Here is a 26080-nt window from a genome sequence, read left to right on the forward strand (position 1 = left end):
CGTCAGCCCTGGTGCCGGGCGACGATCATGTTCACCAGCGGGGCGATCAGGACCGCGTTCGGCTTCTCGTGGACGGCGACGGGTATCCCCTTCTCCTGCCCGCGGACGAACAGCCAGACCCGCCCGGCGTGGTCCTTCGCGCTCTGGATCTCCGACCACGCGAAGGACTGCCGGGCGACGTCGACCCCGCCGGGATGGACGTGCGCCCTCCGGCTGAAGTCGATCGGCTGACCGCGCCGGATCCGGGCGTCCATGCGCGCGAGGATGTCCGGCTCGACCCGCTCGCGCAGGAGCCGCCTCAGCGCCGTCCACGCCTCGGGATCCTCCTTGTCCCTGTGGCGGCGGTAGAAGCTCGCGCGCACGTCGCCCCGGCTCTGGGACGGATCCATGCCCGCCTTGAAGTGGTACTCGAAGTTGCCGCGCGTCGGGTCGTTCAGGCCCGAACTCCCGTGCACCTTCCGCACCACCCAGTGGGAGATCCACCGGATGTTCGCGATGGGGATCGTCCGGCCGTCCACGCCAAGCGTGTGCTGGTCGGCCCACACATGAAACCCCCGATACTCCAAATTGAACCCCGCCCCCGCCCCCGCCGCCGCTGCGGCGGGCGCCGCAGGCGCGAACCCGGGAGGCGGAACAGCCGCTGCGGGCGTCGGCGGCGCGGCAGGCGGCACAAACCCAGGCGGCGGAACCGCCACGGCAGGCGGCGTCGCAGCAGCGGGCGGCGGAACCGGCGCGGCGGGCGGCGTCGCCGAAGGCGTGGGCGGCGGCATCGGCACGGGGGCGGCGTTCGGGGGCGGCGGGGGCGGAGCGGGCTTGGCGTGCTCGGTCCAGACCGCGCCGTCCCACCAGCGGAGCCCTCCCCCGCCGTACGGATCGGAATACCAGCCCGGTTGACTCATGCCGACCTCCCACACATATCGGGGCACAGGCTACCGACGCCCCCACGTGCTTCAGCGCGGAACGGCCACCAGCGCCATCGCCAGCGCCCACCCCCGGTGGAGATCGACCAGCGGACGCAGCAGCTGCAACCGCCCACCGTGCACGGCCGTCTCGTACTCACCGCAGAAGTCACGCCGGTAGGTCCCCGCCGACACCTTCTGGCAGGCGACCGGACCGCCGTCCAGGTTCAGCGCCAGCCGCAGGCCGAGCCCCGTCCGGGGCAGGAACGCGGCGAGCGAACGCAGCGAGAAGTAGGCGTCCCTGGTCGTGCCGACGACGATGTGCCCCGCGCCGTCCTGCCCGAGGAAGCTGCGGTTCGCCAGCCAGCGCTCGTCCTGCTGGTCGGCCCGTCCCCGGCCGTCCGCACCGATCAGCATCGGGTAGGACACCATCGCCTGGTCCGCCCCGTCGAGGGCCCGCCGCCAGTCGCCCCTGGCCAGGTCCACCAGCCGGACGCCGTCCGCCCCGGACACGAACGCCCCGTGCGAAGCCTGGTAGGACGCGGGCCCCAGCCGATGCCCGTCGCTGACCACGGGAGTGTCCGGCTTACCGCGCCGGTCGAAGTAGCTGCCGTTGACGACCAACGCCGCCCCCGTGGCCTTCATCCACCCGCCGGTCCCGCGGTCACCGGCAGCACGGTTCAGGACACGGAAGCGGTACTTCGCCGGGTCGATCCGCGTGAGCAGCAGGGCGTCAACGGGCTTCCCGCCCACCCGGACGGGCAGCTCCGCGACGTCCATGCCCGGCGCCGCCTGCTGCCATCGCACCGGCTCCGGCACGTCCGGCGTCCGCCGCCCCGCCAGCGACAACCGGATCCCCTCCGACAGCCGCCCGTCGCCCGGCCCCACGTCGACCCACGTGCTGGCACCGCGCCGCAGCAACACGTTGACCCCGTACCAACGCCCCTGCCCGTACGCGACCGCCACCGCGCCCAGCGCCACCACCAGGACGACCACCAGAGGCGTCCCGGCAACCCACCGCTTGGTCAAGATCATGCCGTGTATGACGCCGCCCCGTTCAGGACAGTTCACCCACAACCGCCGACCCCGCCCCGACCACCCTCCGAAACCACGAGGGCCTCGCTCCGTGACACGGAGCGAGGCCCTCGACAAGCTGGCTCCCGCGATTGGACTCGAACCAATAACCTGCCGGTTAACAGCCGGCTGCTCTGCCAATTGAGCTACGCGGGATTGTCCCTGGTCTCCGGGGGTTTCGCCCCCTGGCGACAGGAATAGATTAGCGCATCCGGGGAGTGGTTCGCTCACCTGAAACGGGCGCGGGGGTGAGGCGGACGTGGGCGGGTATGGGTTCGGTCACGGTTCGTTGCGTCCTGTGGGGGTGGGATGAGGCACCGGGTTGTGTTCGTGGTCGGGGCCGCGGTGGGATACGTGCTGGGCACCAGGGCCGGACGCGAGCGGTACGAGCAGATCAAGAACGCGTCGCGGAAGGTCGCCGGGAGTCCGGCGGTCCGGGGGGCGGCGGGGGCCGTCCGGGAGCGGGCCTCGGACGCCGGGAAGCGGGTCGTCCGGAAGGCCCGCGAGCGTGGTGGCGCACGGGCCTCGGGCGGCGGGCACGGCCCTCACGGCTCGCATGGAGCCCACGGGTCGCACGGCGAGAAGGCGGGGTCGCAGAAGGGCAGGGCCCGGCGTGGGCACGGGCGGAGGAGCCGGAGACCGCGGAGGCACGCGACGGTCACTCCGGACCCCGGGACGCCCGGCATGGAAGCGGGGCGGGAGAACGCGGACTTCTGAGTGTCGAGGCCGGACTAAGGGACGCGCTCTAGAGGCCGGTCTGGCGGCGTAGGTCTTCGAGGACCTGTTCGGCCTGGGCGCGCAGGCCTGGGTCGTCGGGGTCGAGGCCCGGGTCGAAGACGAAGGTCCAGCGGACGGCGCCGCCGCCCGGGGGACGGCGGCCCGCGATGCGGACGCCGCCTCCGTTCGGGAGTTCGGCGTGGTGGGTGACGGCGACGGTCGAGGTGACGCGCTCGCGGACGGTCTCGGGGACCGATCCGGGCTCGGACAGGCGGACGTGGTGCTCCGGGCCGCCCATCGTCTCCTGGACGTGCAGCCAGCCGTCCTTCCAGGACGCCTGGTCGACCTGCTCCCAGGGGACGCGGCTCAGGCCGCCCCCCTCGGTCGGGACGTAGAGGGCCCGCGCCGTCGCGACGACGTGGGAGCCGCCGCGCGTCCCGGCGGCCGACAGCACGCGGTCGCCGCGCGGGAGGTCCAGGGCGGCGCGGACGTCGGCGGGGAGGGCTCGGTTCGACCGGAGCAGGCGCATGATCCCAGCGTAGTCGGCGATCCGCCGGACGGTCAGGCGGCTCTGGGGGCCCGGCGCGCGCCGAGGAGGTCCAGGACGAGGGCGGCGGACCAGCTGTGGTCGTGGCTGCCGCGGCCCGTCCCGTCGAAGGGGTCGAAGAACTCGCGGAAGCCGGACTGCCGGACGAGGCGGAGCGTGGAGCCGTACAGGAGGTCCGCGACGACGGTGTGGCCGTGGGCGAGGGCTCCGTGCCAGACGAGCCAGTTGGTGTTGATCCAGGTGGGGCCCCGGTAGTGGGCGGCGCGGTCGAAGGCGGGGGCCTGGATGTCGCAGGTCGGGACGGGGTATCCGGCCGCCCCGGCGAAGCGGGCCGACAGCAGCAGGTCGACGAGGCGGCGGACGGTCGCGGCCGGGAGGTCCGGGTCCAGGAGGGGCGCGAACGCCGCGATGGTGACGACCGGGAGGAGGCGGTCGTCGCGGAGGTCGCGGGCGCGGAAGCAGCCCTGGTCGGCGTCCCAGAGGCGGTCCAGGAGGGCCGTGTGGACACGGTCGGCGCGCTCGCGGTGCGGGGCCGGGTCGGCGCCGGCGAGCGCGGCGATCTCGGCTAGGGCGTGCTCGGACGCGAGGTAGGCGGCGTTGAAGAGCGGGTCCTCGATGGCGAACGGGTGATCGTCGCGCATGTAGGCGGGGTCGTAGTCACGCGCGCGCAGGAGGGCGACCAGGTGGACGTACCGGTCGTAGTCCTCGCCTGTGGGGAGGTCGCGTGGGGTGCGGTCCGGTGAGTAGGCGGCCGGTGGGAGCCGGAGGGCGCCCAGTGGACGGTCCCAGGCGGGGCTGTTGTCCAGGCCGGATTCCCAGGGGTGGCATATGGCCGCCAGGCCCGAGCCGGAGAGGTCACGGGCCTCGGCCAGGTAGCGGTGCTGGGCGGCCAGGCACGGGTAGAGCGTGCGGAGGAAGTCGCGGCTGCGGTCCGCGTCGGGCGGGGCCGCGCTCTCGTGCAGGCGGAGCGCGGCGAGGGCGTGCAGGGGCGGCTGGGTGAGGCCGGACGTCCGGACGCCGTTCGGGGCCCGGCGGGGGCGGCGGCCCCGGTGCCACAGCCCGGGGTCCGGGAAGTAGGCGTGCCGGGGCAGGACGTCGTTGAACACCAGGTGCGGGAGCAGGCCGTCCGTCCACTGGCCCCGGAACAGCGACAGCAGCTCGCGCTCGGCGCGGTCGCGGCGGTGCCGGGCGAGCCCCATCGTGACGAACGCCGAGTCCAGGCTCCACTGGTGCGGGTACAGGCCCGGTGAGGGGACGGTCGCCGTCCCCGTCCAGTTGGCGTCCAGAACCCGTGCCGCGGCCTGCCACAGCGCGGTCTCGTCGCCGGTGAGACGGGAGCTCATTGTCCTCCCGGGGCGGTGCGGTTACCGCGATTGTGAACGCTGGCGGACGTCCCGACGACCCCTTACGGCGCGTAGCTTGTCTTCGTTCGCCCCGCGCCGTCCGTGATCAGTCGCTGTCAGCGGTCGCCGACGCTCGGCCTCGGAGCCATCCGCCCTGGGTGGACGGCCTGCTCGGCGTCCTCGGCCTCGGCGATCCCCGCCCGCCCGGACGCCCCGGGGACCGCGTCGCCGCCCGCTTCAACGCCCAACTCGACGGTCTCGGGCGCGCCCTGGCGGCGGTTGCGGACGACCGAGGACGCGAACGACACCAGGATCAGGCCCGCGCCGATGCCGCCGGTCACCCAGTCCGGCAGCTCGTGGCCGATGCTGATCATCATGCAGACCGACAGGGCGCCGATCGCCCAGTGCGCGCCGTGCTCCAGGTAGACGTACTCGTGCAGGGTCCCCTTGCGGACGAGGTAGACCGTCAGGGACCGGATGTACATCGCGCCGACGCCGAGGCCGAGCGCGATGACGATCGGGTCGGTGCTGATCGCGAACGCGCCGATCACGCCGTCGAACGAGAACGACGCGTCCAGCACCTCCAGGTAGAGGAACAGGAAGAACCCGGCCTTGCCGACCGCGAGCGCGGCGCTGCTCGGGCCGCCGCGGCGCGCCGGGGAGCCGTCGGCCCCGGCCTCCTCGCCGTCACTCGCCTCCTCGTCGTCGCCCGCCTCCGAGAACATCTCGCCGAGGCCGTCCACCAGGATGTAGGTGATCATGCCGAGCACCCCGGCGATCATCACCTCGGCCGGGTCGTCGGCGACCAGCCCGGACACCAGCGCGAGCACGCCGCCGGTGACGACGACGGGCAGCTGGTCGAGCCGTCCCATCCGGGACAGGAAGCGCTCGACCGGGCCGAGCCAGCGCAGCTCGCGCTCCTCGAACACCCAGTTCAGGAAGAGCATGAGCAGGAACGCGCCGCCGAACCCGGCGATCATCGGGTAGGCGTCCCGCATGATCGTCTCGTAGCGGTGCGGCTCGGACAGCGCCAGGTCGAACGCCCTCACCGGGCTCAGCTTGGCCGTCAGCGCCACGATGACCAGCGGGAACAGCAGCCGCATGCCGAACACCGCGATCGCGATGCCGACGGTCAGGAAGATCTTCTGCCAGGTCGCCGACATCCGGTCGAGCACCTTGGCGTTCACCACGGCGTTGTCGAACGACAGCGAGATCTCCAGAACCGCCAGGATCGCCACCAGGGCGAGCGCCTCGGGGCCCTGGTAGACCAGCGCGGCGAGCAGCGCTGCCACCGTGAGGACGGCGGACCAGCCGAAGGTGCGAAGGATCATGCGCCCGGTTTCCGTGTCGAGGGTCGGTGTGAGGTGAAGCGTGAGAAAGAACGTGGGTCGGCGTGAGCGCCGTCGCGCGCGCGTGCGCGGGTTCGGGCGCGGGTGCGCGTTCGGGTCATCGGACCGGCAGGCCGTGGTCGTGGGCGATCTCGCGCAGCCCGCCGGGGTAGCCCCGGCCGACCGCGCGGAACGTCCAGCCCTCGGCTCCGCGGTCCAGCGCGCCGATGAGGACGGCCGTCGCGGGGTCGTCGTCCCGGCGGGCGGGGAGGTCGTAACGGGCCAGTTCGGGGCCGCCCGGCCGCCGGGTGACCCGGACGGACACCGCCCGGACCTGCCCGAGGCGCTGGGCCCGGTTGGCCGCGTCGAAGATCGAGACGGGGAAGGCGATGCGGGCGCAGCGGTCCGGGACGGCGGCGAGGTCGACGTCGATGGTCTCGCCGGGGCCGTCCGGGGCCGGTCCGCGGTGCTCGACCGAGCCGTCCGGGCTGCGCGGGTTGTTGAAGTGGACGAAGTGGTCCTCGGACAGGACGGCGCCCGCGTCGTCCAGCATGAGGGCCGCGGCGTCCACGTCGAAGTCGGCGCGGGACTCCTCGGGAGGCGTCCAGCCGAAGCCCACCGACAGCGCGGGCGGGGCGGATCCGGGAAGGGGGACGCCGTCTCCCCCGGTGAGCGGAACACCCATGACGGACCACTTCCTCGGAGTCTGCGGACCGGCCGCCACGGGCCGGACGCCGACGGCGGGACGTTCTTCGACGTACACGTGATGCTATCCGCTCGCGCGGATTCCGGCTCCTCCGCATGATCGTCCCGATCGCTGGACGATCATGCGGAAGGGGTTCCGGATGATCTCCCGGCCCCTTTTCGGACGACCGCTCAGGCGAACAGCGTCTCTCCCCAGTATCCGCCCTCGCGGACGCCCGGCGGGCAGGCGTAGACGCCCGATCCGACGTGCTGGAGGTACTCGTTCATGGCGTCGGTGGCCAGGTTGTTCTGAACACGGATGAAGCCGGTGCGCGGGTCCCGCTGGAAGGCGATGAAGAACAGGCCCGCGTCGAGGCGACCGAGGCCGTCGGAGCCGTCGGTGAACGAGTAGCCACGGCGCAGGATCCGGGTGCCGCCGTTGGCGTCCGGGTGCGCGAGCCGCACGTGCGCGGTCGGCTTCAGCTTGGCGAGGTCGACCGCGTCGTGCTCGCGCCGCTGCCCGATCGGCGCGCCCTCGTTCTTGTCCCGGCCGATGACGTCCTGCTGCTCGCCGAGGGACGTCCGGTCCCAGGTCTCGATGTGCATGCGGATGCGACGCGCGACGAGGTAGCTGCCGCCCGCCATCCACTCCGCGCCGTCCGGCTTGGCCGCCCAGATGTGCTGGTCGAGCGCGGCGGTCTCGGTGCCCGCGACGTTCCGCGTGCCGTCCTTGAAGCCGAACATGTTGCGCGGCGTCTGCGCGTCCGGGGTCGTGGAGGAGGTCTTGCCGAACCCCAGCTGCGACCAGCGGACCGAGACGACGCCGAACCCGATGCGCGCCAGGTTGCGGATCGCGTGCACCGCGACCTGCGGGTCGTCCGCGCACGCCTGGACGACGATGTCGCCGCCGCTGCGGTTCGGGTCGAGGTTGTCGCCGGGGAAGTGCGGCAGGTCGACGAGCGCGGCCGGACGCTTGGACCTGAGGCCGAAGCGGTCCTTGCCGTCCTTCTCGAAGAGGGTCGGGCCGAAGCCGACGGTCAGGGTCAGCCGGGACGGCGGGAGGCCGAGCGCCTCGCCCGTGTCGTCCGGCGGGGACACCGCGGGCCCGCCGACCGCGCCCGCGCCGACCGGCTTCCCGGCGGTCATCGCGGCGGCGGCGGCCGTCCACTCCTTCAGCATCCGGACGAGCTTGGCGCGATCGCCTGTGACGACGTCGAACGCGGCGAAGTGCAGCCGGTCCTGGACGGGCGTGGCGATGCCCGCCTGGTGCGCCCCGTGGAACGGGACGGCGGCCGTGGTGTCGCTCTTGCCGTCGTCGTCCTTGCCGGACACGACGCGGTCGATGCCCGCCCCGGCCGCCGCGCCGACGACCAGGCTCGCGCCGCCGAAGCCGAGCATGCGGCGGCGGGACATCCGGGCCGTCTCGGCGGACGGCGGAGTCTTCGTGGACGTGGTCGTGGACGTGGACGTCCGGCTGGTGTCGTCGGTCATTTGGCCACCGCTCCCGCGAGCTTCGACAGCGGCTCGCCGAGGGCGTTCACCGCGTCACCGAGGGCCTTGCGCTCGGGCGCTCCGACCTTGTCGTAGGAGACGTAGCCGTCGCCCTTCTCGTACTTCGCGAGCAGGTTCTCGACGGCGGTGAAGTTGTCGTCGAGGTCCTTGGCGAGCTGGGCGTCCTTCTCCTGGACGACCGGACGCAGCAGGTCGTAGACCTTCTTCGCGCCGTCCACGTTGCCCTTGAAGTCCCAGAGGTCGGTGTGGCTGAACGCCTCCTCCTCACCGGTGACCTTGCCGGTGGCGACCTCGTCCAGCAGCTCCTTGGCGCCGTGCGCCATGTCGTTGACCGGGTCGATCGTGAGCGTCGCCATCTGGCCCTTGAGGTTCTTCAGGTCGGCCATCAGGCGGTCGGCGTACTGCTCCTTGCCCTTGACCGAGCCGTCCTTCCAGAGGGCCTTCTCCAGCAGGTGCCAGCCGGACCAGTTCGCCTTCTCCTCGGGCTTCAGGTCCGCCTCGCGCGCGTCGACCTTCGGGTCGATGTCGCCGAACTTCTCGGCGACCGGCTCGATCGTCTCCCAGCCGAGCCGGGACGGCGCGTACAGCTCCTTGGCCTTCGCCACGTCGCCCGCCTTCACCGCGTCGGCGAACTTCTGGGTCTTGGCGATGGTGTCGTCCACCTGCGCGAGGACGAACGTCTTGTACTCGGACGCGGCGTTCGTCAGGCGCGCGTCGGCGGCCCCGGCCGCGCCACCCGCGCCGGTGACCTTGATGTCCTGGCTCGGGCCCTTGCCGGTCTGGCCCGCGCTGCACAGCGCCTTGTAGTCGCCGGCGGCGAGGCTGACCACGAAATTGACCGTGGTGCCGGGGCCGATGTTCTCGCGCTCGGCGATGATCTTTCCGTCCGGGCGGAGGATCTCGAACTCGTTGGCCTGCGAGCCCTTGTTGAACACCTTGAAAGTGATCTTGCCCGCCGGAACGTCCTTCTTGGCGACCTCGCAGGCGTTGTCGGACGCGGTCACCCTGATGGCGTCGCCGCCGCCCTTTCCGCCGCCGTCGTCACCACCGCCGCACGCCGCGAGCAGGGACGCCGAAAGGGCGGTGACGCCCGCGAGGGCGAGGACGGACGAGGAACGCATGCGGACTCCAGAGCGGACTATTTGGTAAGGCTTGCCTAAATTAGCTGAACCTAACCAGATGCCGTCAAGTCGCGCACCGGACAGGTGAGCAAGACCACCTCTCCCCGCCGCCCTTTCCGCCGGTCAGCGGCTCGGGTCGCGGAGGCCCATGGTGAGGTTGCGGGCGGCCATCGGCGGGCCGCCGGGAGTGGACTCCGGGTTGTACGGGGGGACCCCGCCGCCCTGCGGGTACTGCTGCGGCTGGTTCTGCTGGGGCTGGTTCGGGACGTTCTGGACGGGCTCGACCCACACGGCCGTCCCGTACGCGCACACCTCGTGGCCTCCCCCGGCCCCGAGCGCCACGGCGTCCAGGCGCATGCCGACGACGGCGTTCGCGCCCTTGCGGCGCGCGTCCTCGGCCATCCGCTCGACGGCCTGCCGCCGTGCGGCGAGGAGCCCCGCCCCCGTCTGCTCGCCGGTGTTCATCCGGAACGTCCCACTGGATCCGGCTCCGGGCGCCGCCTGATCGGTCTGGACGGCCACCCCGAGCGCCTCGCCGAGCATCCCGCGGATCGCGTACCCGGCCAGCGCGTCAGTCGTCACGATCAGCATGGAACCCCACGCTACCGTCCTCGTCCGACATGCGCGCCTCATCCCTGGTCGCGCAGATGAATCACCTTCGCGCCGACCACCCGGAGAACGGCCGCTCCGGACCGCGCCCGCCGAGGGGCGGGTCGCGGCCCGGAGCGGTCCGCCGGGCGTCCGGAAGGACGGGCGTCAGTCGAGATATTCGCGCAGCATCTGCGCCCTGGAGGGATGGCGGAGTTTCGCCAGTGTCTTGGACTCGATCTGCCGGATGCGTTCGCGCGTGACGCCGAACTCCCGGCCGACCTCCTCCAGGGTGCGGGGGTGGCCGTCGGTCAGGCCGAAGCGCAGCTGGATGATGCGCTGCTCCCGTTCCGACAGCGTGCCGAGGATGTCCTCCAGCTGGTCCTGCAGCAGGATGAACGCGGCCGCCTCGATCGGGACGACGGCGTCGGAGTCCTCGATGAAGTCGCCGAGATCGGAGTCCTCCTCTCCGATCGGGGACTGCAGCGACACCGGCTCCTGGGCGATCCGCTGGATCTCCACGACCCGGGTGGCGGTCAGTCCCATCTCCCGGCCGATCTCCTCGGGCACCGGTTCCCGGCCGAGGTCCTGGTGGAGCTGGCGCTGCACCCGCACCAGCTTGTTGATGGTCTCCACCATGTGCACCGGGATCCGGATGGTCCGGGCCTGGTCGGCGATCGCCCTCGTGATCGCCTGGCGAATCCACCAGGTGGCGTAGGTCGAGAACTTGAAACCCTTGGTGTAGTCGAATTTCTCGACGGCGCGAATGAGTCCGAGATTTCCCTCCTGGATGAGGTCGAGGAAGAGCATTCCCCGGCCCACGTAGCGTTTGGCGATCGAGACGACCAACCGCAGGTTCGCCTCGATCAGACGTTGCTTCGCCCGGATTCCCTCCCGGGAGAGCAGTTCGAGGTCGAGTCGCTGCGCCGGGGAGAGGATGGCGGTGTGCGCCACTTTCTCCTCGGCGAATAGACCCGCCTCGATCGATTTCGCCAGTTCGACTTCATCTTCTGCCGTGAGGAGCGGAACGCGACCGATCTCTCTCAGGTAGATGCGCACCAGGTCGCTCGTCGGCGCCCGCTTGCCGAGATCTGTCTCGTCTACTCGCGCGACGTCCTCGGTCTCCTGCGGAGACTCCAGGACCTCGACCCCCTGTTCCGCGAGCATTCGGACGACCCGTTCCAGGGAGTCGTCCGGCAAGTCCGAGCGGTCGAGTGCGGCAGCAACGTCCTCGACGGTCACACCGCCGCGTTCTCTGCCACGTGCGACGAGGTCCGCCACCTGGTCAACCGATGGCGCCTCGCTTGGCAGCACCGAAGGGCCCACGGGGACAGTCTGCGTTATGGAGGGGCTAGATCACAGGACCCATTTTGCGGTCTCTTGACTTACCGCTATCCAAGCCCGCGCTCCCGCAACACCCGTCTCTGCTGCTCAAGCGCGACAAGATCACCGAAGAGCCGGTGGTATTCCTCGGCCTGCTCGGCCGGATTCAGCCGTCCGAGTTTAGATTTCACGTCCCCGATCTGCCGGGTGAGCAGGCGCTCCTGGATTCGGGCCAGCAGTGCCGCGGCATATCGGTCATCCGATTCGGACGCGGACTGTGTCGGCTCGACTCCGAGCATGGTGATCAGGTCCCTGACCTGGGTGTTCGCGGCCTGCTCCAGAAGCCGTGAGATCCACTCGGCCGGGTCCGCCGCCGTCGCGACGCCTCCGACGGCCCCGACGACCCCCCGGACGGTCGCGTGCGCGGGCACCAGGAACGCCTCGCCCGGGACGAGGTCGAACTCCGGCCCGACCACGGCCGGACGCTGCACGACCAGCTTCAACAGCTCGCGCTCGAGCACGACGCCCGGATCGTGCGGATCGAAGGCCGGGGTTTCGGGCCGACCCGAATCCGCCATCTGCTCGTCCTGCCCGGGCGCGGACGGGCCGTATCCACCGTTCCCTGACGGCCCGTAACCGCCCTTGCCGGACGGACCGTTCTGCCTGCCGGACGCGGCGCCTCCGCCGTACCCCTGCCGTCCTCCGCCGCCGCCGGGACCGCCGCTGTAGCCCTCACGTCCGCCGCCGTAGCCGTCGCGTCCGCTGTTGTAGCCGCCCTGGCCGTTGCCGTAGCCGCCGTTGCCGTAGCCGCGTCCGCCCGCGCCGCCGCTGCCGCGCTGGCCGTTGTTGCCGTACTGGCCCTGCCCCTGCCCCTGGCCGTTGCCGCCCTGGCCGCCGCGCCGGGCCTGCTCGCGCTTGGACAGGTCGCGGACACGCTGGAGCACGAACCGCTCGTCCATGATGCCGAGCCAGCGGTCCAGGTTGACGGCGTACATCTGGCGGAGGGCGCGGTCCTTGATGCGGGCGACGATCGGGGCGGCGGCGTCGAGCGCGGCGAGCCGTCCCTCGGTGGTGTTCAGGTCGTGCTCGCCGATCCGGGACCGGACGACGAACTCGAACAGCGGGGTGCGCGAGGCGACCAGGTCGCGCACGGCCGCCTCGCCGTGCTGGAAGCGCAGGTCACAGGGGTCCAGGCCGTCGGGCTGGACGGCCACGAAGGTCTGCGTGACGAACTTCTGCTCGCCCTCGAACGCGCGCAGCGCCGCCTTCTGCCCGGCCGCGTCGCCGTCGAAGGTGAAGATCACCTCGCCGCGGAACTCGTCCTGGTCCATCAGCAGCCGGCGAAGGATCTTGATGTGCTCGTCGCCGAAGGACGTCCCGCAGGTCGCGACGGCCGTCGGGACGCCGGACAGGTGGCAGGCCATCACGTCGGTGTAGCCCTCGACCACGACCGCCTGCCGGGACCGCGCGATCTCCTTCTTCGCCAGGTCGGCCCCGTACAGGACGTTCGACTTGTGGAAGATCGGCGTCTCGGGGGTGTTCAGGTACTTCGGGCCGTCGTCGTCCTCGTAGAGCTTGCGCGCGCCGAACCCGACGACATCGCCGGACAGGTCGCGGATCGGCCACATCAGGCGGCCCCGGAACCGGTCCATCGGCCCGCGGCGGCCCTCCTTGGCGAGGCCCCCGGCGATCAGCTCGGCGTCGGCGAACCCGCGTCCGCGCAGGTGGCGGACCAGGCCCTCCCACTCGCGCGGGGCGAACCCGACCCCGAACCGCTCGGCGTCGGCGGCCTCGAACCCGCGCCCGGACAGGAACTGGCGGCCGATCATGCCCTCGGGCGAGCGCAGGTTCTCGGCGAAGAACTCCGCCGCCGCCTGGTGGGCCTCGACCAGCCGCGCCCGCTGCCCGGACTCCTTCCGGGGCTGGAACGCCCCGCCCTCCTCGTACCGGAGCTGGATGCCCGCCTTGGCGGCCAGGCGCTCGACGGACTCGGTGAACGTCAGGTGGTCGATCTCCTGGACGAACTTGATCACGTCGCCCCCGGCCCCACAGCCGAAGCAGTAGAAGAGGCCACGGGACGGGGTGACGTTGAACGAGGGGGACTTCTCGTCGTGGAACGGGCAGAGCCCCTTGAGGTTGCCGCCGCCCGCGCTCCGCAACTGGAGGTACTCACCGATCACGGCGTCGATCGATGACCGCTCACGTACGAGCGCGATGTCCTCATTGCGAATCCGGCCTGCCACAACGAACGAGTCTAGGCGCGCCCCCGGACATTCCGCGCCGCTCCGCCCGGGACGTCCCCGATCCGGGCCGATCCGGCCCACCGGCCGGGCCCGCCCGGTGATCGATTGCCGAGGCGGGACGCGCCCGCCGGTGATCGGTCCCCCAGGCCGCGCGGGCCGTCCGGTGATCGATCCCTGGGCCGGGACGGGCCGTCCGTTCACCGGCCGGTGAGGAAGGAGGTGACGGTGGCGCGGGACGCGGGTCGGGGGCGGCGCGGATCACGGCGGTTGCTCGCCGAGTTCGCGCACGACCACGGCCTCGGGTAGCCCGGCCGAGCGGACGCGGCGGGCTCAGCCGAGGACGCGGCGGAGGCGGGTGAGGGCTTCGGGGATGTCCTCGGTGGAGATGGCGCCGTAGCCGAAGACCAGGCCGTTCGGCGGGGGCTCGGTGACGGCGAAGTCGGAGAGGGGGAAGAGGGCGACGCCCTCGGCCTCGGCGGCCCGGACGGTCTGGAGGTCGGAGGGGCCGGACAGCGTCGCGCTCAGGTGAAGGCCCGCGGCGGACGGGACGAGACTGAGGCGATCGGTGAAGCCGGTGCCGAGGGATTCGGCGATGAGTTCGTGGCGCTCCTGGTAGACGCGGCGGGAGCGGCGGACGTGACGGGCGAGCAGGCCCTCGTCGATGAAGCGCGCCAGGGCGGCCTGGACGGGCGGGTCGCCGTGCCAGGACGTGACGTAGCGGGCCATCCGGAACGCCTCGTGCAGAGCGGGCGGCGCGACCAGGAAGCCGAGGCGCAGCACCGGCCGCATGAGCTTGGAGAACGTGCCGAGGTAGAGGACGCGGCCGTCCTCGTCCAGGGACTGCAGCGGCTCGATCGGCCGGCCGCCGTAGCGGTACTCGGTGTCGTAGTCGTCCTCGATGACGACGACGTCGCGGCGGCGGGCCCAGTCGAGCAGCGCCCGGCGGCGGGGCAGCGACATCGGCATGCCCAGCGGGAACTGGTGGGACGGGGTGAGGTAGACGGCGCGGGCGTCGTCCGGGAGAGCGTCGACGCGCAGGCCCTCGGCGTCCACCGGGACGCCGGTCACGCGCAGGCCCTGGGAGCGGAACAGCAGGTGCGCGGGCGGGTAGCCGGGGTCCTCGACGGCGACGCGCGCGCCGGGTTCGAGCAGGACGCGTCCGACCAGGTCAAGCGCCTGCTGGATGCCGGAGGTGACGATCACGTCGGACGCGCTCGCCCGGACCGACCGCGACACCCCGGCGTGCCGGGCGATGGCCTCGCGCAGGACGGGCAGCCCGGCGGGGTCGCCGACGTCGTGGGTCCCGGGGCGCAGCTCGGCCGCCATCAGCCGCCGCCACGCCTCGTACGGGAACAGGCGCGTGTCCGGGAGGCCCGCGCGCAGGTCGTACGGGACGTCCCGATACCCGTCGGGCCAGGCGCGCAGGCCCGTCCAGGCGGGACGCGGGCGGAGCGGCGACGCGGCGGGAGCGTGCCGCCGGGACGGCGAGGGGGCGGCCGACTCGCGGACGAACGTGCCCGCGCCGACGCGCGCGGTCAGGTACCCCTCGGCGGCGAGGCGGTCGTAGACGACCGAGACCGTGCCGCGCGACACCGAGAGGCGGCGGGCCAGCTCGCGGGTGGCCGGGAGGGCCTCGCCCGCGCGGAGGCGGCCGTCCAGGACGGCGTCCCTGAGCTGCCGGTACAGGCTCCCGGTGAGGTCGCGGCGGTCGTCCAGGGTGATGTGCGGGTCCACCCCGCGCAGTGTAGATCGGCCTAGTGGGACGGGTCGATATTGGCTCTGTACGTGGTCCATTCCGGGTTCCTAGGGTGGCCCCATGGACGTGCTGAACGAACTGCTCACCTCGGACTTCCGCGACCTGGACCGCCGGGCGCTCGACCTCTTCGCCTCCCTGACCGCCAAGATCGACGCGTCCGACCTGGACCGTCCGACGCCGTGCCCGGACTGGACGCTGCACGGCCTCCTCCGGCACCAGGTCAGCCAGGACGAGGGGTTCGCGGCGGCGGCCCGGGGCGGCGGCGGGGACCTCGCGGTGTGGCGCGGCGGCTCGCTCGGCGACGACCCGCACGCGGCGGTCGTGGCGTCCGGGCGGCTGGTCACCGAGGCGTTCGCCGGGGACGGTGTCCTGGCCGCCGGGTTCGTCCTTCCGGAGGTGCGCGACGGCGGCTCCTTCCCCGGCGCGCTGGCGATCTCCTTCCACGTGGTCGACCTGGTCGTCCACGCCTGGGACGTCGCCGCCACGCTGGGCCTGCCCTGGGAGCCGGACGACGAGCTCGTCGACGCGTCCCTGAAGGTCGCGCGGATCGTGCCGGACGATCCCAAGTCGCGGCTTCCGGGGGCGTCGTTCGCGGCGCCCGTGGCCGCGGGCGGCGACGCCCCCCGCGAGCGGCTCCTCACCCTGCTGGGCCGCGACCCCGCCTGGCGTCCCGCGCGCTGACCTGCAAATCCCGGCTGACCGGACGGATCAGTCGTCGCCGCCGCTGTAGAAGGAGATCTTCCACTGGATCTTCTTCTGCTGGGAGCGCAGCAGGCCGATCTGCTCCTCGACGCGGCGGTCGTGCTCCTGGAGGAGCTCCAGCCGCTCGGCGAAGGTCTCCGCGCCGCCACGGGCGAGTTCGGAGTAGCGGAGCATCTCGGCGATGGGCATGCCGGTCTCGCGCAGGCAGCGCAGCATCCCGAGCCAGTTGAGGTCGTCGTCGGAGAACACGCGCCGCCCCGAGGCGTTGCGCGCGATCCCGTCCAGCAGGCCGATCTTCTCGTAGTACCGGAGGGTGTCGATGCTGAAGCCGCTCTTCTCGGCGGTCTCGGACGGGGAGTAGGAACTCACACGGTCAGGATTCCACCTGGAGTCCGCTCCAGGTCAACCATCACGCTTGACCTGGAGCGCACTCCAGGTCGGAGACTCGGTTCCATGCGCATCGGACTGCAGGTACCCAGCTTCACCTTCCCCGGCGGCCCCGAGCGGATCGCCGGGGAGTTCGGCCGGATGGCCCGCGAGGCCGACCAGGCGGAACTCTCCTCGCTCTGGGTCATGGACCACTTCTTCCAGATCCAGGGGGTCGGCTCCGCCGAGGAACCCATGCTCGAGGGCTACTCGGCGCTCGCGTACGCGGCGGCGCTCACCGAGAACATCACGCTCGGCACGATGGTGACCGGCGTCAGCTACCGGTCCCCTGGCCTGCTGGTCAAGACCGTCACGACGCTGGACGTCCTGTCCGGCGGACGCGCCTGGTTCGGCGTCGGCGCGGCCTGGAACGACGAGGAGTCGCGCGGCCTCGGCCTGCACTTCCCGCCGACCGCCGAGCGGTTCGAGCTGCTGGAGGACACGCTCCGGCTCGCCCACCAGATGTGGAAGGGGGACGAGTCGGCGTTCGAGGGCGCGCGGATCTCGGCGGAGCGTCCGCTGAACTCGCCGCAGTCGGTGCGCCGTCCGCACCCGCCGATCCTGGTCGGCGGCATGGGTGAGAAGAAGACGCTGCGGTTCGTCGCCGAGTACGCGGACGCCTGCAACATCTTCGACGGCGACCAGCTGCCGCACAAGCTCGAGGTGCTGCGCGAGCACTGCGAGCGCGAGGGCCGCGACTACGCCGACATCGAGAAGACGTCCCTGACGTTCCTGCCCGCCGGGGGCTCGGCCGCCCAGGCCGTCGAGACGGCCGGACGGCTCGCCGAGGCCGGGATCGACCAGGTGATCTTCTCCCAGGGCACCGGCCAGGACCTCGCCGGCGTCCTCGGCGAGGCCCGCGCCGAGGTCGAGAAGATCGTCCCGGCGGGCCGCTGACCGGCGGGAAGCCGCCCGGGGCGACGGCTCGGGCGGCTTCCCCCACGCCCTAGGGCGTGTCTCGAAGTCGGCGCCCGTGGCGAGCGGCGTCCGGGTGCGTGCATCGTGGGGGGCGGAGGAGGGAGTCGGCCCGGGTTTGGCCGTCGACCGACGACAACCCCGCGAGGTGCGTGCCTGGACGCCGCGCAGTTGGGCAGGTGACTTCGAGACACGCCATAGGGTCGGGGCATGGGTTCGTTCCTGCGTGAGCCGTTCAGCCGGCCGTACCGCCCGACGTTCCGCCAGACCGGGACCGTCGTCACCGACCACCGTTTCCCCGTCCCGCTCGACCACGACGATCCGGACGGGCCGCGGATCGAGGTGTTCGCCCGGGAGGTCGTCGCGACCGCGCACGCGGGCCGCGACGACCTCCCGTGGCTGCTGTTCCTCCAGGGCGGGCCGGGGTTCGGGTCGCCGCGTCCCTCGGGACGGGAGGGCTGGGTGAACCGGGCGCTGTCGGACTACCGCGTCCTGCTGCTGGACCAGCGCGGCACCGGGCTGTCCACGCCGGTGAGCGCGCGCCGGGTGGCGGAGCTGGGCGGCCCCGCCGAGCAGGCGCGCTACCTGTCCCGGTTCCGCGCCGACTCGATCGTGCTGGACGCCGAGCTGATCCGCCGCGAGCTGCTCGGCGGCACGCCGTGGACGATCCTCGGGCAGAGCTACGGCGGGTTCTGCGTGAACACCTACCTGTCGTTCGCGCCGGAGGGCGTGCAGGAGGCGCTGGTCACGGGCGGCATGCCCGGCCTGACCGCCACCGCCGAGGACGTGTACCGCCGGACGTACCCGCGCGTCGCCGCCAAGAACGCCGCGTTCTACGACCGCTACCCCGACGACATCAAGCTCGTCCGCGACATCGCGCGCCGCCTCGCGGACCACGGCGAGCGGCTGCCGAACGGACGCCCGCTGACCGTCGAGGGCTTCCAGTCGCTCGGCCTGATGCTCGGCACGGGCGACGGCCACGACCGCCTGCACTACCTGCTGGAGCTGGCGTTCGCCGACGGCGGCCCGGAGCTGTCGGAGGTCTTCCTGGAGCAGGTCGGGACGCACCTCAGCCACACCGGGTCGCCGATCCACCTCGTCCTGCACGAGGCGTGCTACGGGCAGGGCGCGAACCCGACCCGCTGGGCGGCGCAGCGCCTGCGCGCCGAGTTCCCCGAGTTCGCCCCGGACCCGGACGGCCGCGACCCGCTGCTGTTCACCGGCGAGATGATCTACCCGTGGATGGTCGCGGACGACCCGTCGGTGGCGCCGCTGCGCGAGGCCGCCGACCTGCTCGCCGAGCACGACGACTGGCCCGCGCTGTACGACCCGGCGCGGCTGCGCGGCAACGACGTCCCGCTCAGCGCCGCCGTCTACCACGACGACATGTACGTGGACTTCGAGCTCTCGATGGAGACCGTCCGGTCCGTGGGCGGCGCACGCGCGTGGGTCACCAACGAGTGGGAGCACGACGGGCTGCGCGTGAGCGACGGCCAGGTCCTCGACCGCCTCATCCGCATGTCCCACGGCGAGGCCTGACCCACCGCGCCCGGGCCCACCGCGCGGCCCCGACCCGCCGCGCGGCCTGGCCCTCTGCGAGGCCTGACAGGGTCAGGGGACGGGGTCCAGGGCGGCCAGCCTGGGGACGGCGGCCAGGAGTTCGCGGGTGTAGGCGTCCTCGGGGTGGTCGTAGACGGTGTCGACGTCGCCGAGTTCGACGACGCGTCCGGCGCGCATGACAGCGACGCGGTCGCAGACGCTCCGGACGACGGCGAGGTCGTGCGAGACGAACAGCAGCGCGAGGCCGCGTTCGGCGCGGAGCTCGGCGAGCAGGGCGAGGATCTGCGCCTGCGTCGAGACGTCCAGGGACGTCACGGGCTCGTCGCAGACCAGCAGGCGCGGGCCGGGCGCGAGCGCGCGGGCGATGCCGACGCGCTGGCGCTGCCCGCCGGAGAACTCGTGCGGGTAGGCGTCGTAGCGGCCGGGGTCGAGGCCGACACGGTCCATCAGGTCGCGCGCGGTGCGCTCGGCGTCCGGCTCGCCGAGGACGCGCAGCGGGTCGGCGATGCTGTCGCCGACCGTGCGGCGCGGGTTGAGCGAGGCCAGCGGGTCCTGGAACACCATCTGGAGGTCGCGGCGCGACGGCCGCAGGTCGCGGGCGGACAGGCGGGTGACGTCGCGTCCGGCGAACTCGATCCGCCCGGAGGACGGCGCGAGCAGCCGCACGACCAGCCGCGCGAGGGTCGTCTTCCCGCTGCCGCTCTCCCCCACGACGCCGAGCGCCTCGCCGGGCGCGATCTCCAGCGACACGCCGTCCACCGCCGGGACGGCCCGCCTCCGCAGCGGCGGTCCCGAGACGAAGTCGCGCCGCAGGTCGGTGACGCGCAGCAAGGGCTCCCGGCCTGGTGTGGCGTCCGCCGGTTCACCGGGCTCAGGGGCGGTCACGCGGAGGCGCGGCGCGTCCAGGCGGGGGACGGCCTGGAGGAGTTCGCGGGTGTAGTCGGCGGACGGGGCCCGCAGGACGCCGTCGACCGGCCCGTGCTCGACCGCGACGCCGTCGCGCATGACCAGGACGTCGTCGGCGGTCTCGGCGATGACGCCGAAGTCGTGGCTGACCAGCAACAACGCCATTCCGGTGTCGGCGCGGAGCTCGTCCAGGAGGGCGAGCAGGCGGGCCTGGACGGTGACGTCGAGGGCGGTGGTCGGCTCGTCCGCGACCAGGACGCGGGGCTCCAGGGCCAGGGCCATCGCGATGAGGGCGCGCTGGATCATGCCGCCGGAGAACTCGTGCGGGTGGGCACGGGCGCGGCGCGGCGCGTCCGGGATGCCGACGCGATCCAGGACCTCGACGGCCTTCGCCGCGGCGGCGCGGCGGGACGCGCCCGTGTGGACGCGGTACACCTCCGCGATCTGGTCGCCGACGCGCAGGTACGGGTCGAGGGACGACAGCGGGTCCTGGAACACCATCGCGATCCGGCCGCCGCGCAGCCGCCGGAGCTCGGCGTCGGACGCGGCGAGCACGTCCGTGCCGTCCACGAGGATCGAGCCGGTGACGTCCGCGCCGACGTGCAGGCGGGCCAGGGCGAGGGCGATGCTGCTCTTGCCCGAGCCGGACTCGCCGACCACGCCGAGCGCGCGGCCGGGCTCCAGGTCGAACGAGACGCCGCCGACGGCCTCGCGGTCGCCGAAGCGGACCCGCAGGTCGCGGACGGAGAGGACGGGGGTCATGCGAGCTTCACTCTCGGGTCGATGGCGGCGTGCAGGAGGTCCGCGACGGCGTTGGCGAGCACGACGGCCGTCCCGGCGAGCAGCGTCACGCCGACGATGACCGGCAGGTCGACGCTGGTGGTGGCCTCGACGGCCAGCTTGCCGATGCCGGGCAGGCCGAACATGCTCTCGGTGAGCATCGCCGACACGATGATCGTGGCCAGCTCGACGGCGGTGATGGTGGCGACGGGGGCGAGCGCGCCGCGCAGCGCGTGCCGCCGGACGACCTGCCGCTCGGACAGCCCGTACGCGCGGAACGTCCGGATGTGGTCCTCGGCGAGCGTCTCCAGGATCCCCGCCCGGGCGACCCGCGCGAACAGGGCCGCCTCGATGAGCGCGAGCGCGCACCACGGCAGCACGAGGTTCCGCGCCCACTCGACGGGGTTCTGCGTGACCGGGACGTAGCTCGGGAACGGCAGTACCTTCAGCCAGGCGCAGAACACCAGCAGCAGGATCAGCCCGATCAGGAACACCGGGGTCGAGAACCCGAGCAGGGTCACGCCGGTGAGCAGGCGTTCCACGACCGTCCCGCGGCGCAGCGCGGACAGCAGGCCCGCGCCGACGCCGAGCACCAGCGCCAGGAGGAGCGCGCCGAGCGTCAGCGACGCCGACACCGGAAGCCGGTCCAGGAGCAGGCTCGTCACGGGCTGGTCGGACTGGAACGAGTAGCCGAGGCAGGGCGCGGCGCAGTGGTTCACGTCCGGCCCGGACGAGTAGTCGCGGCCGATGACCAGGCCCTCCAGGAAGTGCCAGTACTGGAGGTAGACGGCCTGGTCGAGGCCGAGCTTGTGCCGGGTGACCACGAGCTGCTCGGGCCCGCACCGCTTGCCGCACGCCAGGACGGCCGGGTCGCCGGGCATCAGGTAGAACAGCCCGTAGACGATCGCCGACATCGCCAGCAGCACCGCGACCGTCGCGAGGACGCGTCGCGTCAGAAACCAGATCACGCGCCCGTCCTTCCAGGGCCGGAGACGACGGCCCGCCCGTGACCGCGCTCGGACTTCCCGAGCCTGTGAACCCGCACGGACCTCATACGCGGACGCTCCGGGGGTCCAGGGCGCGGCGGACGCCGTCGGCGAACAGGGAGAAGGCCAGCAGGGTGACCAGCAGCAGGCCGCCAGGAATGATCACGTAGGCGGGGTCCGTCTGGAACCAGGTGGTGGAGGTGGAGAGCATCTGGCCCCAGGACGGCGTCGGGGGCCGGACGCCCGCGCCGAGGAACGACAGGCCCGCCTCGTTGACGATGTTGTTGGGCACCTTCAGCGCGGCGAGCACCATGAGCGGGGTGGTCAGGCCGGGCAGGATCTCGCGCAGCGCGATCGGCAGCGGCCCGAGGCCCGCGAGGCGCGCCGCGTCCACGTACTCGCGCGAGCGCAGCGACATGGCCTGGGCGCGCGTGACGCGGGCGACGTTCCCCCAGTTCACGGCCGTGATCGCGAGGGCGACCAGGACGGGCCGGGGCACCGAGTCCGGGACGATCGCCATCAGCGCGAGCGCCAGCAGCAGCGACGGGAACGCGATCGCGATCTCGATGACGCGGCTGAGCACCGCGTCCAGGCGGGGGCCGCCGAGCCCGGCGGCCAGCCCGATCGCGATCCCGATGACCAGCTCCAGGACGGTCGCGGCGAGCGCGACGCCCAGCGAGACCCGCGCGCCGTAGACGACGCGGGCGAACACGTCCCGGCCGGTGCCCGGCTCGACGCCGAGCCAGTGGTCGCCGCTGAGGCCGCCGAACGCGCCGTGCGGGACGCCGCCGCGCGCCGAGTCGAGCAGCTGGCTGTGGAAGGTGGTGGGGTCCTGCCCCTCCAGGGCGGTGAGCAGCGGCGCGGCGAGCGCGGCCAGGGCCAGCAGGCCGACCAGGACGAGCGCGGCGAGGGCGGAGCGGTCGGCGCGCAGCCGCCGCCAGGCCCCGCCACGCCGGGACGGAGCGGTGTCCGTCCCGGCGACGGGCTCGGTGTCGAGCAGGGTCATGGCCGCGCGGTCACTTCACCGAGACGGACGAGACGTCGTACCAGCCGCGCCACTCGTCCACGTAGGCGTTCTTCACGTCCTTGCCGAACAGCGCGACGGTCTTCGGGTGGTACAGCGGGACGACCAGCGCCTGCTTGCCGATCTCGGCGTCGAGCGCGCCCCAGCGCGGCGCGGCCCGCCCGGCGTCGGTGATCGTGTTGATCTGGTCGATCTCCTTGTTCACCGCCGGGTCGTTCAGCTGGGCGAGGTTGAAGTTGCCGCCGCCGGTGAGGATCTGCCGTCCGTCGAACACCGGGACGAGGAACGGGCCTCCGGCGGGCCAGTCCGCGCCCCAGGTCTGGATGCTGAGCGCGGGCTGCGTGGCGGGCTTGCCTGCGACGTTGCGGTAGTCGTCGTCACTGAAGGACTTCGGCTTCGCGGTGATCCCGGCCTGCTTGAGGGCGTCCTGGACGGCGGGCGCGACCTTCGGTCCGATGCCGTCGGTGTCGACGTTCGGGTACGCGAGGTCGACGGTGAGGCCGTTGCCGTATCCGGCCTGGGCGAGCAGTTCCTTGGCCTTGGCCGGGTTCCCGGTCTGACCGGCCGGGAAGTAGTCGTACGGCTGCTGCCCGAACGCTTGGCCGTCCGGCAGGAACGTGGTGGCCGGGGACGCCAGCTCGCTGCCGCCGATCGCGTTGATCACCGACTGCCGGTTGACCGCGTACGCGATGGCCTGCCGCACCCGGATGTCGTTGAACGGCTTCTTGGTGGTGTCGAACGCGAGGTACTTGGTCTCTCCGAACACGCCCCGCGCGACGCGCTTGGCGAGGTTCGGGTCGCCGCCGATGCGGGCGAGCTGCTCCGGGCCGACGGAGGTGTCGGTGGTGATCGCCTTCGCGTCCGCGCCGGACCCGCTGGACAGCCGCTGGTTGATGATCGTGGCGTCCAGGCCGGCGGTGACCTCGATCCGGTCCGGGCAGGCGAGCCGCTGGCCGTCGACGGCCCGGGACCAGGACGGGTTCCGGACGAGCACGAGCCTCTTCCCGATCTCGTACTTCTCGACCTTGTACGGGCCGCTGGAGACGGGCGCGTTCTGGTAGTTGACGCCGGTGTCCTTGGCCTTCGGGACGGGCGCGAACTGGGTCGCCGTCGCGAGGTAGGGGAAGTCGCCGTGCGGCGCGCGGAGCCTGAAGACGATCGTCCTGTCGTCCGGCGTCTCGATCGACTTCAGGTCGGCGCCCTTGTACGGGCCCTTGTAGCCGGTGCCGTCGATGAGCCAGTCGTGCAGGTAGGGCGCGCCGCCGGGCAGGTCCGGCGAGAACGAGCGCTCGATGCCGTACTTGACGTCCTTGGACGTGATGGGGGTGCCGTCCTCGAACTTCAGGCCGTCCCGCAGCGTGTACTTCCAGGTCTTGGCGTTGTCGCTCGGGGTGCCGAGGTCGGTGGCCAGGTCCGGGACGGGCTTGGTGCCGTCCTGTCCGGGGACGCGCTTGCGGGTGGTGAGCGTCCGGTACACCAGCGACGGCAGCGCGCCGCCGCCCGAGGTGTAGAGCGTGGCCGGATCGAACTTGGCGAGCCCGCCCTGGTTCAGCACGGTCAGCGTGCCGCCCTGGCAGGTCTTCGCGTCGAACGCCGCGCCGCCGCCGGAGCCGGAGCCCTCGCCGCAGCCGGCCACGGCGGACGTGGCCGCCAGCAGCGCGGATCCGAGGAGGACGAACGGTCGCAGCCTCATTGGGGGTGCCTCATTTCAACCTGCGCCCTCGGGGGTTCGGGGCGCGCGGCATGACCGTAAACCGCCGGTCAGGAGTTTTGCAACCTTCCCTACCTTTTAAGTGGGATAGCTCTCACGAGAGAACCCCTCCCGGCGTTCCGGAAGGGGTCTGAAGAGGCTGAGAAGGTCTGAAGGGCGTCAGGCGGCGGTGGGGGTGAACACCCACTTGCGGTACGACCAGTACCGGAACCACGAGCCGAGGCCGAGCCCCGCGAGCAGGCTCAGGTTGTAGGCGATGCCGCCGTGCAGGTGCAGCGTGTAGTAGACGAAACCCGTGCACATCACCTGGATCAGCATGCCGATGCCGTTGAGGGTGAGGAAGATGGCGAACTCGCGGCCGGAGCCGTCGCTGTCGCGGTGCCGGAACGTCCAGTAGCGGTTCGCCAGGTAGGACGTCCCCGTGGACACCAGCGTCGGGATGACCACGCTGGTCACCGGGGAGCCGCCGAGCCAGGCCCGCAGCAGGTTCGCGCCGCCGATCGTGATCACCGTGCCGACGAACCCCACGAAGCCGAAACTGAGCAGTTCGCTCAGGAACGGCCGGTAGGGACGAACGGCCAGGGCCACTTTGGTGGGCCTTGACCGCTGCAAGGTGCTCACTTGCCGGAACATTACCCGACAGGCCTGGATAATCGCCGCGAGGCGGATCACAGAAAGGTCAACGATCAGCGGCCCGCGTCGCCCCCGCGAGCAGGACGATCATGCCCGACAGCGCCGCCGGGACGGCCAGCGCCCACGGCAGCCCGACCGCCTGCGCGACGAACCCGATCACCGGAGGCCCGCCCAGCAGGCCGAGATAGCCGACCGCGGTCACCCGGGCGATCCCGTGCGCCGCCGGGATCCCGGGCAGGTTCCCGGACGCGCTGAACGTGACCGGCGCCACCACCGCGACGCCGAGCCCGAACAGGGTGAATCCGGCGACAGCCGCCCACGGCTCGCCGATCGCGAGCCCGCCGCCGAGGCCCGCGCACGCCACCAGCGACCCCGCCCGCAGCACCCGGACGGCCCCGAACCGTCCGACGACGCGGTCGCCCGCCAGCCGTCCGAGGGTCATCGCCACCGCGCATCCCGCGTACCCGAGGCCCGCGAACCCGGCTCCGGCCCCCAGGCTCTCCTTCAGGTAGACCGCGCTCCAGTCGGCCATCGCGCCCTCGCCGACGAACGAGCAGAGCCCGATCACCCCCAGCAGGGCCAGCAGGAACCCGGTCCCTGTCGCCTTTCCGGTGCTCTCACGGCCGCCCCCGTCCGGCACGGCGGCGTTGGCCGGGGCGTCGGCCAGAGGGTCGGAGAGCGCGGTGGCGGGTTCCTCGTCCAGGTGGGGGTCGGAGCGGTCCAGCAGGCCCCGGGCCCCGGTCAGCAGCAGGACGGCGAAGAGGACGCCGAGAACGGTCAGGTGGACGCGGACGGGCACGTGCGCGTGCGCCGCGCCGGAGCCGACGACGGCCGCGACCAGCGTCCCAATGCTGTAGACGCCGTGCAGCCCCGACATGATCGGACGGCCGTAGCCGCGCTCGATCGCGACGCCCTGGGCGTTCATCGCCACGTCCATCAGCCCGAGGGACGCGCCGAGCAGCACCAGGGCGCAGACGAGCGTCGGCAGGTTCACCGAGAGCCCGAGCGCGACCGGGGCGAGCGCCGCCGCCGTCCCGGAGACCAGGACGGTCGCCCGGCTGCCCCGGCGCGCGACCGTCCGGCCCGCGACACGCGTGGCGAGGACGACGCCGATCGGCGATCCGAGCAGCGCCAGCCCGAGCGTCCCGGCGCTCAGCCCGAGGTGCTCCTTGATCTGCGGGATCCGCGCGACCCAGGCCGCCGCGGAGAGCCCGTGCACGAGGAAGGCCACGGTGACCGCCCGCCGGGCGGTGCGCAGATCCGGGAGCACCTGGGGAGCGAGAGCGGTCACCCCCACACCCT

Annotated in this window: 23 protein-coding genes, 1 tRNA gene and 1 pseudogene; 4 read left to right on the forward strand and 21 right to left on the reverse strand. The window is 72.5% G+C overall.

What is annotated here, in order from left to right; genetic code table 11:
* Nucleotides 1-2: 2 nt before the first annotated feature.
* The 4 genes and pseudogenes from P696_RS57925 to P696_RS0107665 all read right to left on the reverse strand — a co-directional run bounded on the left by P696_RS57925 (nucleotide 3) and on the right by P696_RS0107665 (nucleotide 2129).
* Nucleotides 3-545 carry a hypothetical protein gene (locus P696_RS57925; RefSeq protein WP_026411870.1) on the reverse strand — a complete coding sequence of 181 codons (543 nt, stop codon included), beginning with the start codon at nucleotides 543-545 and terminating at the stop codon, nucleotides 3-5.
* 258 nt (nucleotides 546-803) lie between these two features.
* Nucleotides 804-899 (reverse strand): annotated as a pseudogene (locus tag P696_RS59215) (DUF2510 domain-containing protein); the annotation flags it as partial.
* Nucleotides 900-950: 51 nt separating this feature from the next.
* Nucleotides 951-1934, reverse strand: coding sequence for a phosphodiester glycosidase family protein (locus P696_RS0107660; protein ID WP_026411871.1), 984 nt, complete (start codon nucleotides 1932-1934; stop codon nucleotides 951-953).
* Nucleotides 1935-2053: 119 nt separating this feature from the next.
* A tRNA-Asn gene (locus P696_RS0107665) sits at nucleotides 2054-2129 on the reverse strand.
* Nucleotides 2130-2282: 153 nt separating this feature from the next.
* Here P696_RS0107665 and P696_RS52135 point away from each other — a divergent pair.
* Nucleotides 2283-2690 carry a hypothetical protein gene (locus P696_RS52135; RefSeq protein ID WP_051467031.1) on the forward strand — a complete coding sequence of 136 codons (408 nt, stop codon included), beginning with the start codon at nucleotides 2283-2285 and terminating at the stop codon, nucleotides 2688-2690.
* A 28-nt stretch (nucleotides 2691-2718) separates the two neighbouring features.
* Here P696_RS52135 and P696_RS0107675 read toward each other — a convergent pair whose 3' ends face one another.
* The 10 genes from P696_RS0107675 to pdxR form a co-directional block, all read right to left on the reverse strand.
* Nucleotides 2719-3219: a hypothetical protein gene (locus P696_RS0107675; protein ID WP_026411872.1), complete on the reverse strand. Its 501-nt coding sequence runs from the start codon at nucleotides 3217-3219 to the stop codon at nucleotides 2719-2721.
* Between the two features lie 32 nt (nucleotides 3220-3251).
* Entirely contained in the window at nucleotides 3252-4580 is a 1329-nt protein-coding gene (locus P696_RS0107680) for an MGH1-like glycoside hydrolase domain-containing protein (RefSeq protein WP_026411873.1), read from the reverse strand.
* A gap of 116 nt (nucleotides 4581-4696) precedes the next feature.
* The gene (locus P696_RS43975) at nucleotides 4697-5911 is read right to left on the reverse strand and encodes a DUF475 domain-containing protein (protein WP_084336950.1); all 1215 of its coding nucleotides are present in this window, start codon (nucleotides 5909-5911) and stop codon (nucleotides 4697-4699) included.
* 115 nt (nucleotides 5912-6026) lie between these two features.
* On the reverse strand, nucleotides 6027-6593 hold the full coding sequence (locus tag P696_RS0107690) for a TerD family protein (protein ID WP_026411874.1): 567 nt from the start codon (nucleotides 6591-6593) through the stop codon (nucleotides 6027-6029).
* A 191-nt stretch (nucleotides 6594-6784) separates the two neighbouring features.
* Nucleotides 6785-8083: an iron uptake transporter deferrochelatase/peroxidase subunit gene (gene efeB, locus P696_RS0107695; RefSeq protein ID WP_026411875.1), complete on the reverse strand. Its 1299-nt coding sequence runs from the start codon at nucleotides 8081-8083 to the stop codon at nucleotides 6785-6787.
* The gene (gene efeO / locus P696_RS0107700; RefSeq protein ID WP_026411876.1) at nucleotides 8080-9225 is read right to left on the reverse strand and encodes an iron uptake system protein EfeO; all 1146 of its coding nucleotides are present in this window, start codon (nucleotides 9223-9225) and stop codon (nucleotides 8080-8082) included. The genes efeB and efeO overlap by 4 nt, the downstream gene beginning before the upstream one ends.
* Before the next feature lie 123 nt (nucleotides 9226-9348).
* Nucleotides 9349-9816 (reverse strand): YbjQ family protein, encoded by a 468-nt coding sequence (locus P696_RS0107705; RefSeq protein WP_026411877.1) that lies wholly within the window; start codon nucleotides 9814-9816, stop codon nucleotides 9349-9351.
* A gap of 165 nt (nucleotides 9817-9981) precedes the next feature.
* The gene (gene rpoD / locus P696_RS0107710; RefSeq protein WP_026411878.1) at nucleotides 9982-11127 is read right to left on the reverse strand and encodes an RNA polymerase sigma factor RpoD; all 1146 of its coding nucleotides are present in this window, start codon (nucleotides 11125-11127) and stop codon (nucleotides 9982-9984) included.
* 77 nt (nucleotides 11128-11204) lie between these two features.
* Entirely contained in the window at nucleotides 11205-13379 is a 2175-nt protein-coding gene (gene dnaG / locus P696_RS57930) for a DNA primase (protein WP_026411879.1), read from the reverse strand.
* A gap of 330 nt (nucleotides 13380-13709) precedes the next feature.
* Nucleotides 13710-15113: a MocR-like pyridoxine biosynthesis transcription factor PdxR gene (pdxR, locus tag P696_RS0107720; protein ID WP_026411880.1), complete on the reverse strand. Its 1404-nt coding sequence runs from the start codon at nucleotides 15111-15113 to the stop codon at nucleotides 13710-13712.
* Between the two features lie 82 nt (nucleotides 15114-15195).
* On the opposite strand from pdxR, the gene P696_RS0107725 reads away from it, so the two are divergent.
* Nucleotides 15196-15816 carry a TIGR03086 family metal-binding protein gene (locus P696_RS0107725; RefSeq protein ID WP_026411881.1) on the forward strand — a complete coding sequence of 207 codons (621 nt, stop codon included), beginning with the start codon at nucleotides 15196-15198 and terminating at the stop codon, nucleotides 15814-15816.
* Nucleotides 15817-15843: 27 nt separating this feature from the next.
* Here P696_RS0107725 and P696_RS0107730 read toward each other — a convergent pair whose 3' ends face one another.
* A complete protein-coding gene (locus P696_RS0107730) occupies nucleotides 15844-16206 on the reverse strand; it encodes a MerR family transcriptional regulator (protein WP_026411882.1) in 363 nt (120 codons plus the stop codon).
* Nucleotides 16207-16290: 84 nt separating this feature from the next.
* On the opposite strand from P696_RS0107730, the gene P696_RS0107735 reads away from it, so the two are divergent.
* Nucleotides 16291-17160: a TIGR03560 family F420-dependent LLM class oxidoreductase gene (locus P696_RS0107735; RefSeq protein ID WP_026411883.1), complete on the forward strand. Its 870-nt coding sequence runs from the start codon at nucleotides 16291-16293 to the stop codon at nucleotides 17158-17160.
* A gap of 228 nt (nucleotides 17161-17388) precedes the next feature.
* Nucleotides 17389-18717 carry an alpha/beta fold hydrolase gene (locus P696_RS0107740; RefSeq protein WP_051467032.1) on the forward strand — a complete coding sequence of 443 codons (1329 nt, stop codon included), beginning with the start codon at nucleotides 17389-17391 and terminating at the stop codon, nucleotides 18715-18717.
* A gap of 72 nt (nucleotides 18718-18789) precedes the next feature.
* Here P696_RS0107740 and P696_RS0107745 read toward each other — a convergent pair whose 3' ends face one another.
* The 6 genes from P696_RS0107745 to P696_RS0107770 all read right to left on the reverse strand — a co-directional run bounded on the left by P696_RS0107745 (nucleotide 18790) and on the right by P696_RS0107770 (nucleotide 26069).
* Nucleotides 18790-20406: a dipeptide ABC transporter ATP-binding protein gene (locus P696_RS0107745; protein ID WP_026411885.1), complete on the reverse strand. Its 1617-nt coding sequence runs from the start codon at nucleotides 20404-20406 to the stop codon at nucleotides 18790-18792.
* Nucleotides 20403-21392 carry an ABC transporter permease gene (locus P696_RS0107750; RefSeq protein WP_026411886.1) on the reverse strand — a complete coding sequence of 330 codons (990 nt, stop codon included), beginning with the start codon at nucleotides 21390-21392 and terminating at the stop codon, nucleotides 20403-20405. The genes P696_RS0107745 and P696_RS0107750 overlap by 4 nt, the downstream gene beginning before the upstream one ends.
* Nucleotides 21393-21474: 82 nt before the next feature.
* Complete coding sequence (locus P696_RS0107755) at nucleotides 21475-22416, reverse strand: ABC transporter permease (protein WP_026411887.1); 942 nt, start codon at nucleotides 22414-22416, stop codon at nucleotides 21475-21477.
* Nucleotides 22417-22426: 10 nt separating this feature from the next.
* The gene (locus P696_RS0107760; RefSeq protein ID WP_034483420.1) at nucleotides 22427-24127 is read right to left on the reverse strand and encodes an ABC transporter substrate-binding protein; all 1701 of its coding nucleotides are present in this window, start codon (nucleotides 24125-24127) and stop codon (nucleotides 22427-22429) included.
* Between the two features lie 177 nt (nucleotides 24128-24304).
* The gene (locus P696_RS0107765) at nucleotides 24305-24766 is read right to left on the reverse strand and encodes a GtrA family protein (protein ID WP_026411889.1); all 462 of its coding nucleotides are present in this window, start codon (nucleotides 24764-24766) and stop codon (nucleotides 24305-24307) included.
* A gap of 58 nt (nucleotides 24767-24824) precedes the next feature.
* Nucleotides 24825-26069: an MFS transporter gene (locus P696_RS0107770; protein ID WP_245627552.1), complete on the reverse strand. Its 1245-nt coding sequence runs from the start codon at nucleotides 26067-26069 to the stop codon at nucleotides 24825-24827.
* Nucleotides 26070-26080: the final 11 nt, after the last annotated feature.

Source organism: Actinomadura oligospora ATCC 43269 (assembly GCF_000518265.1).
GTDB lineage: Bacteria > Actinomycetota > Actinomycetes > Streptosporangiales > Streptosporangiaceae > Spirillospora > Spirillospora oligospora.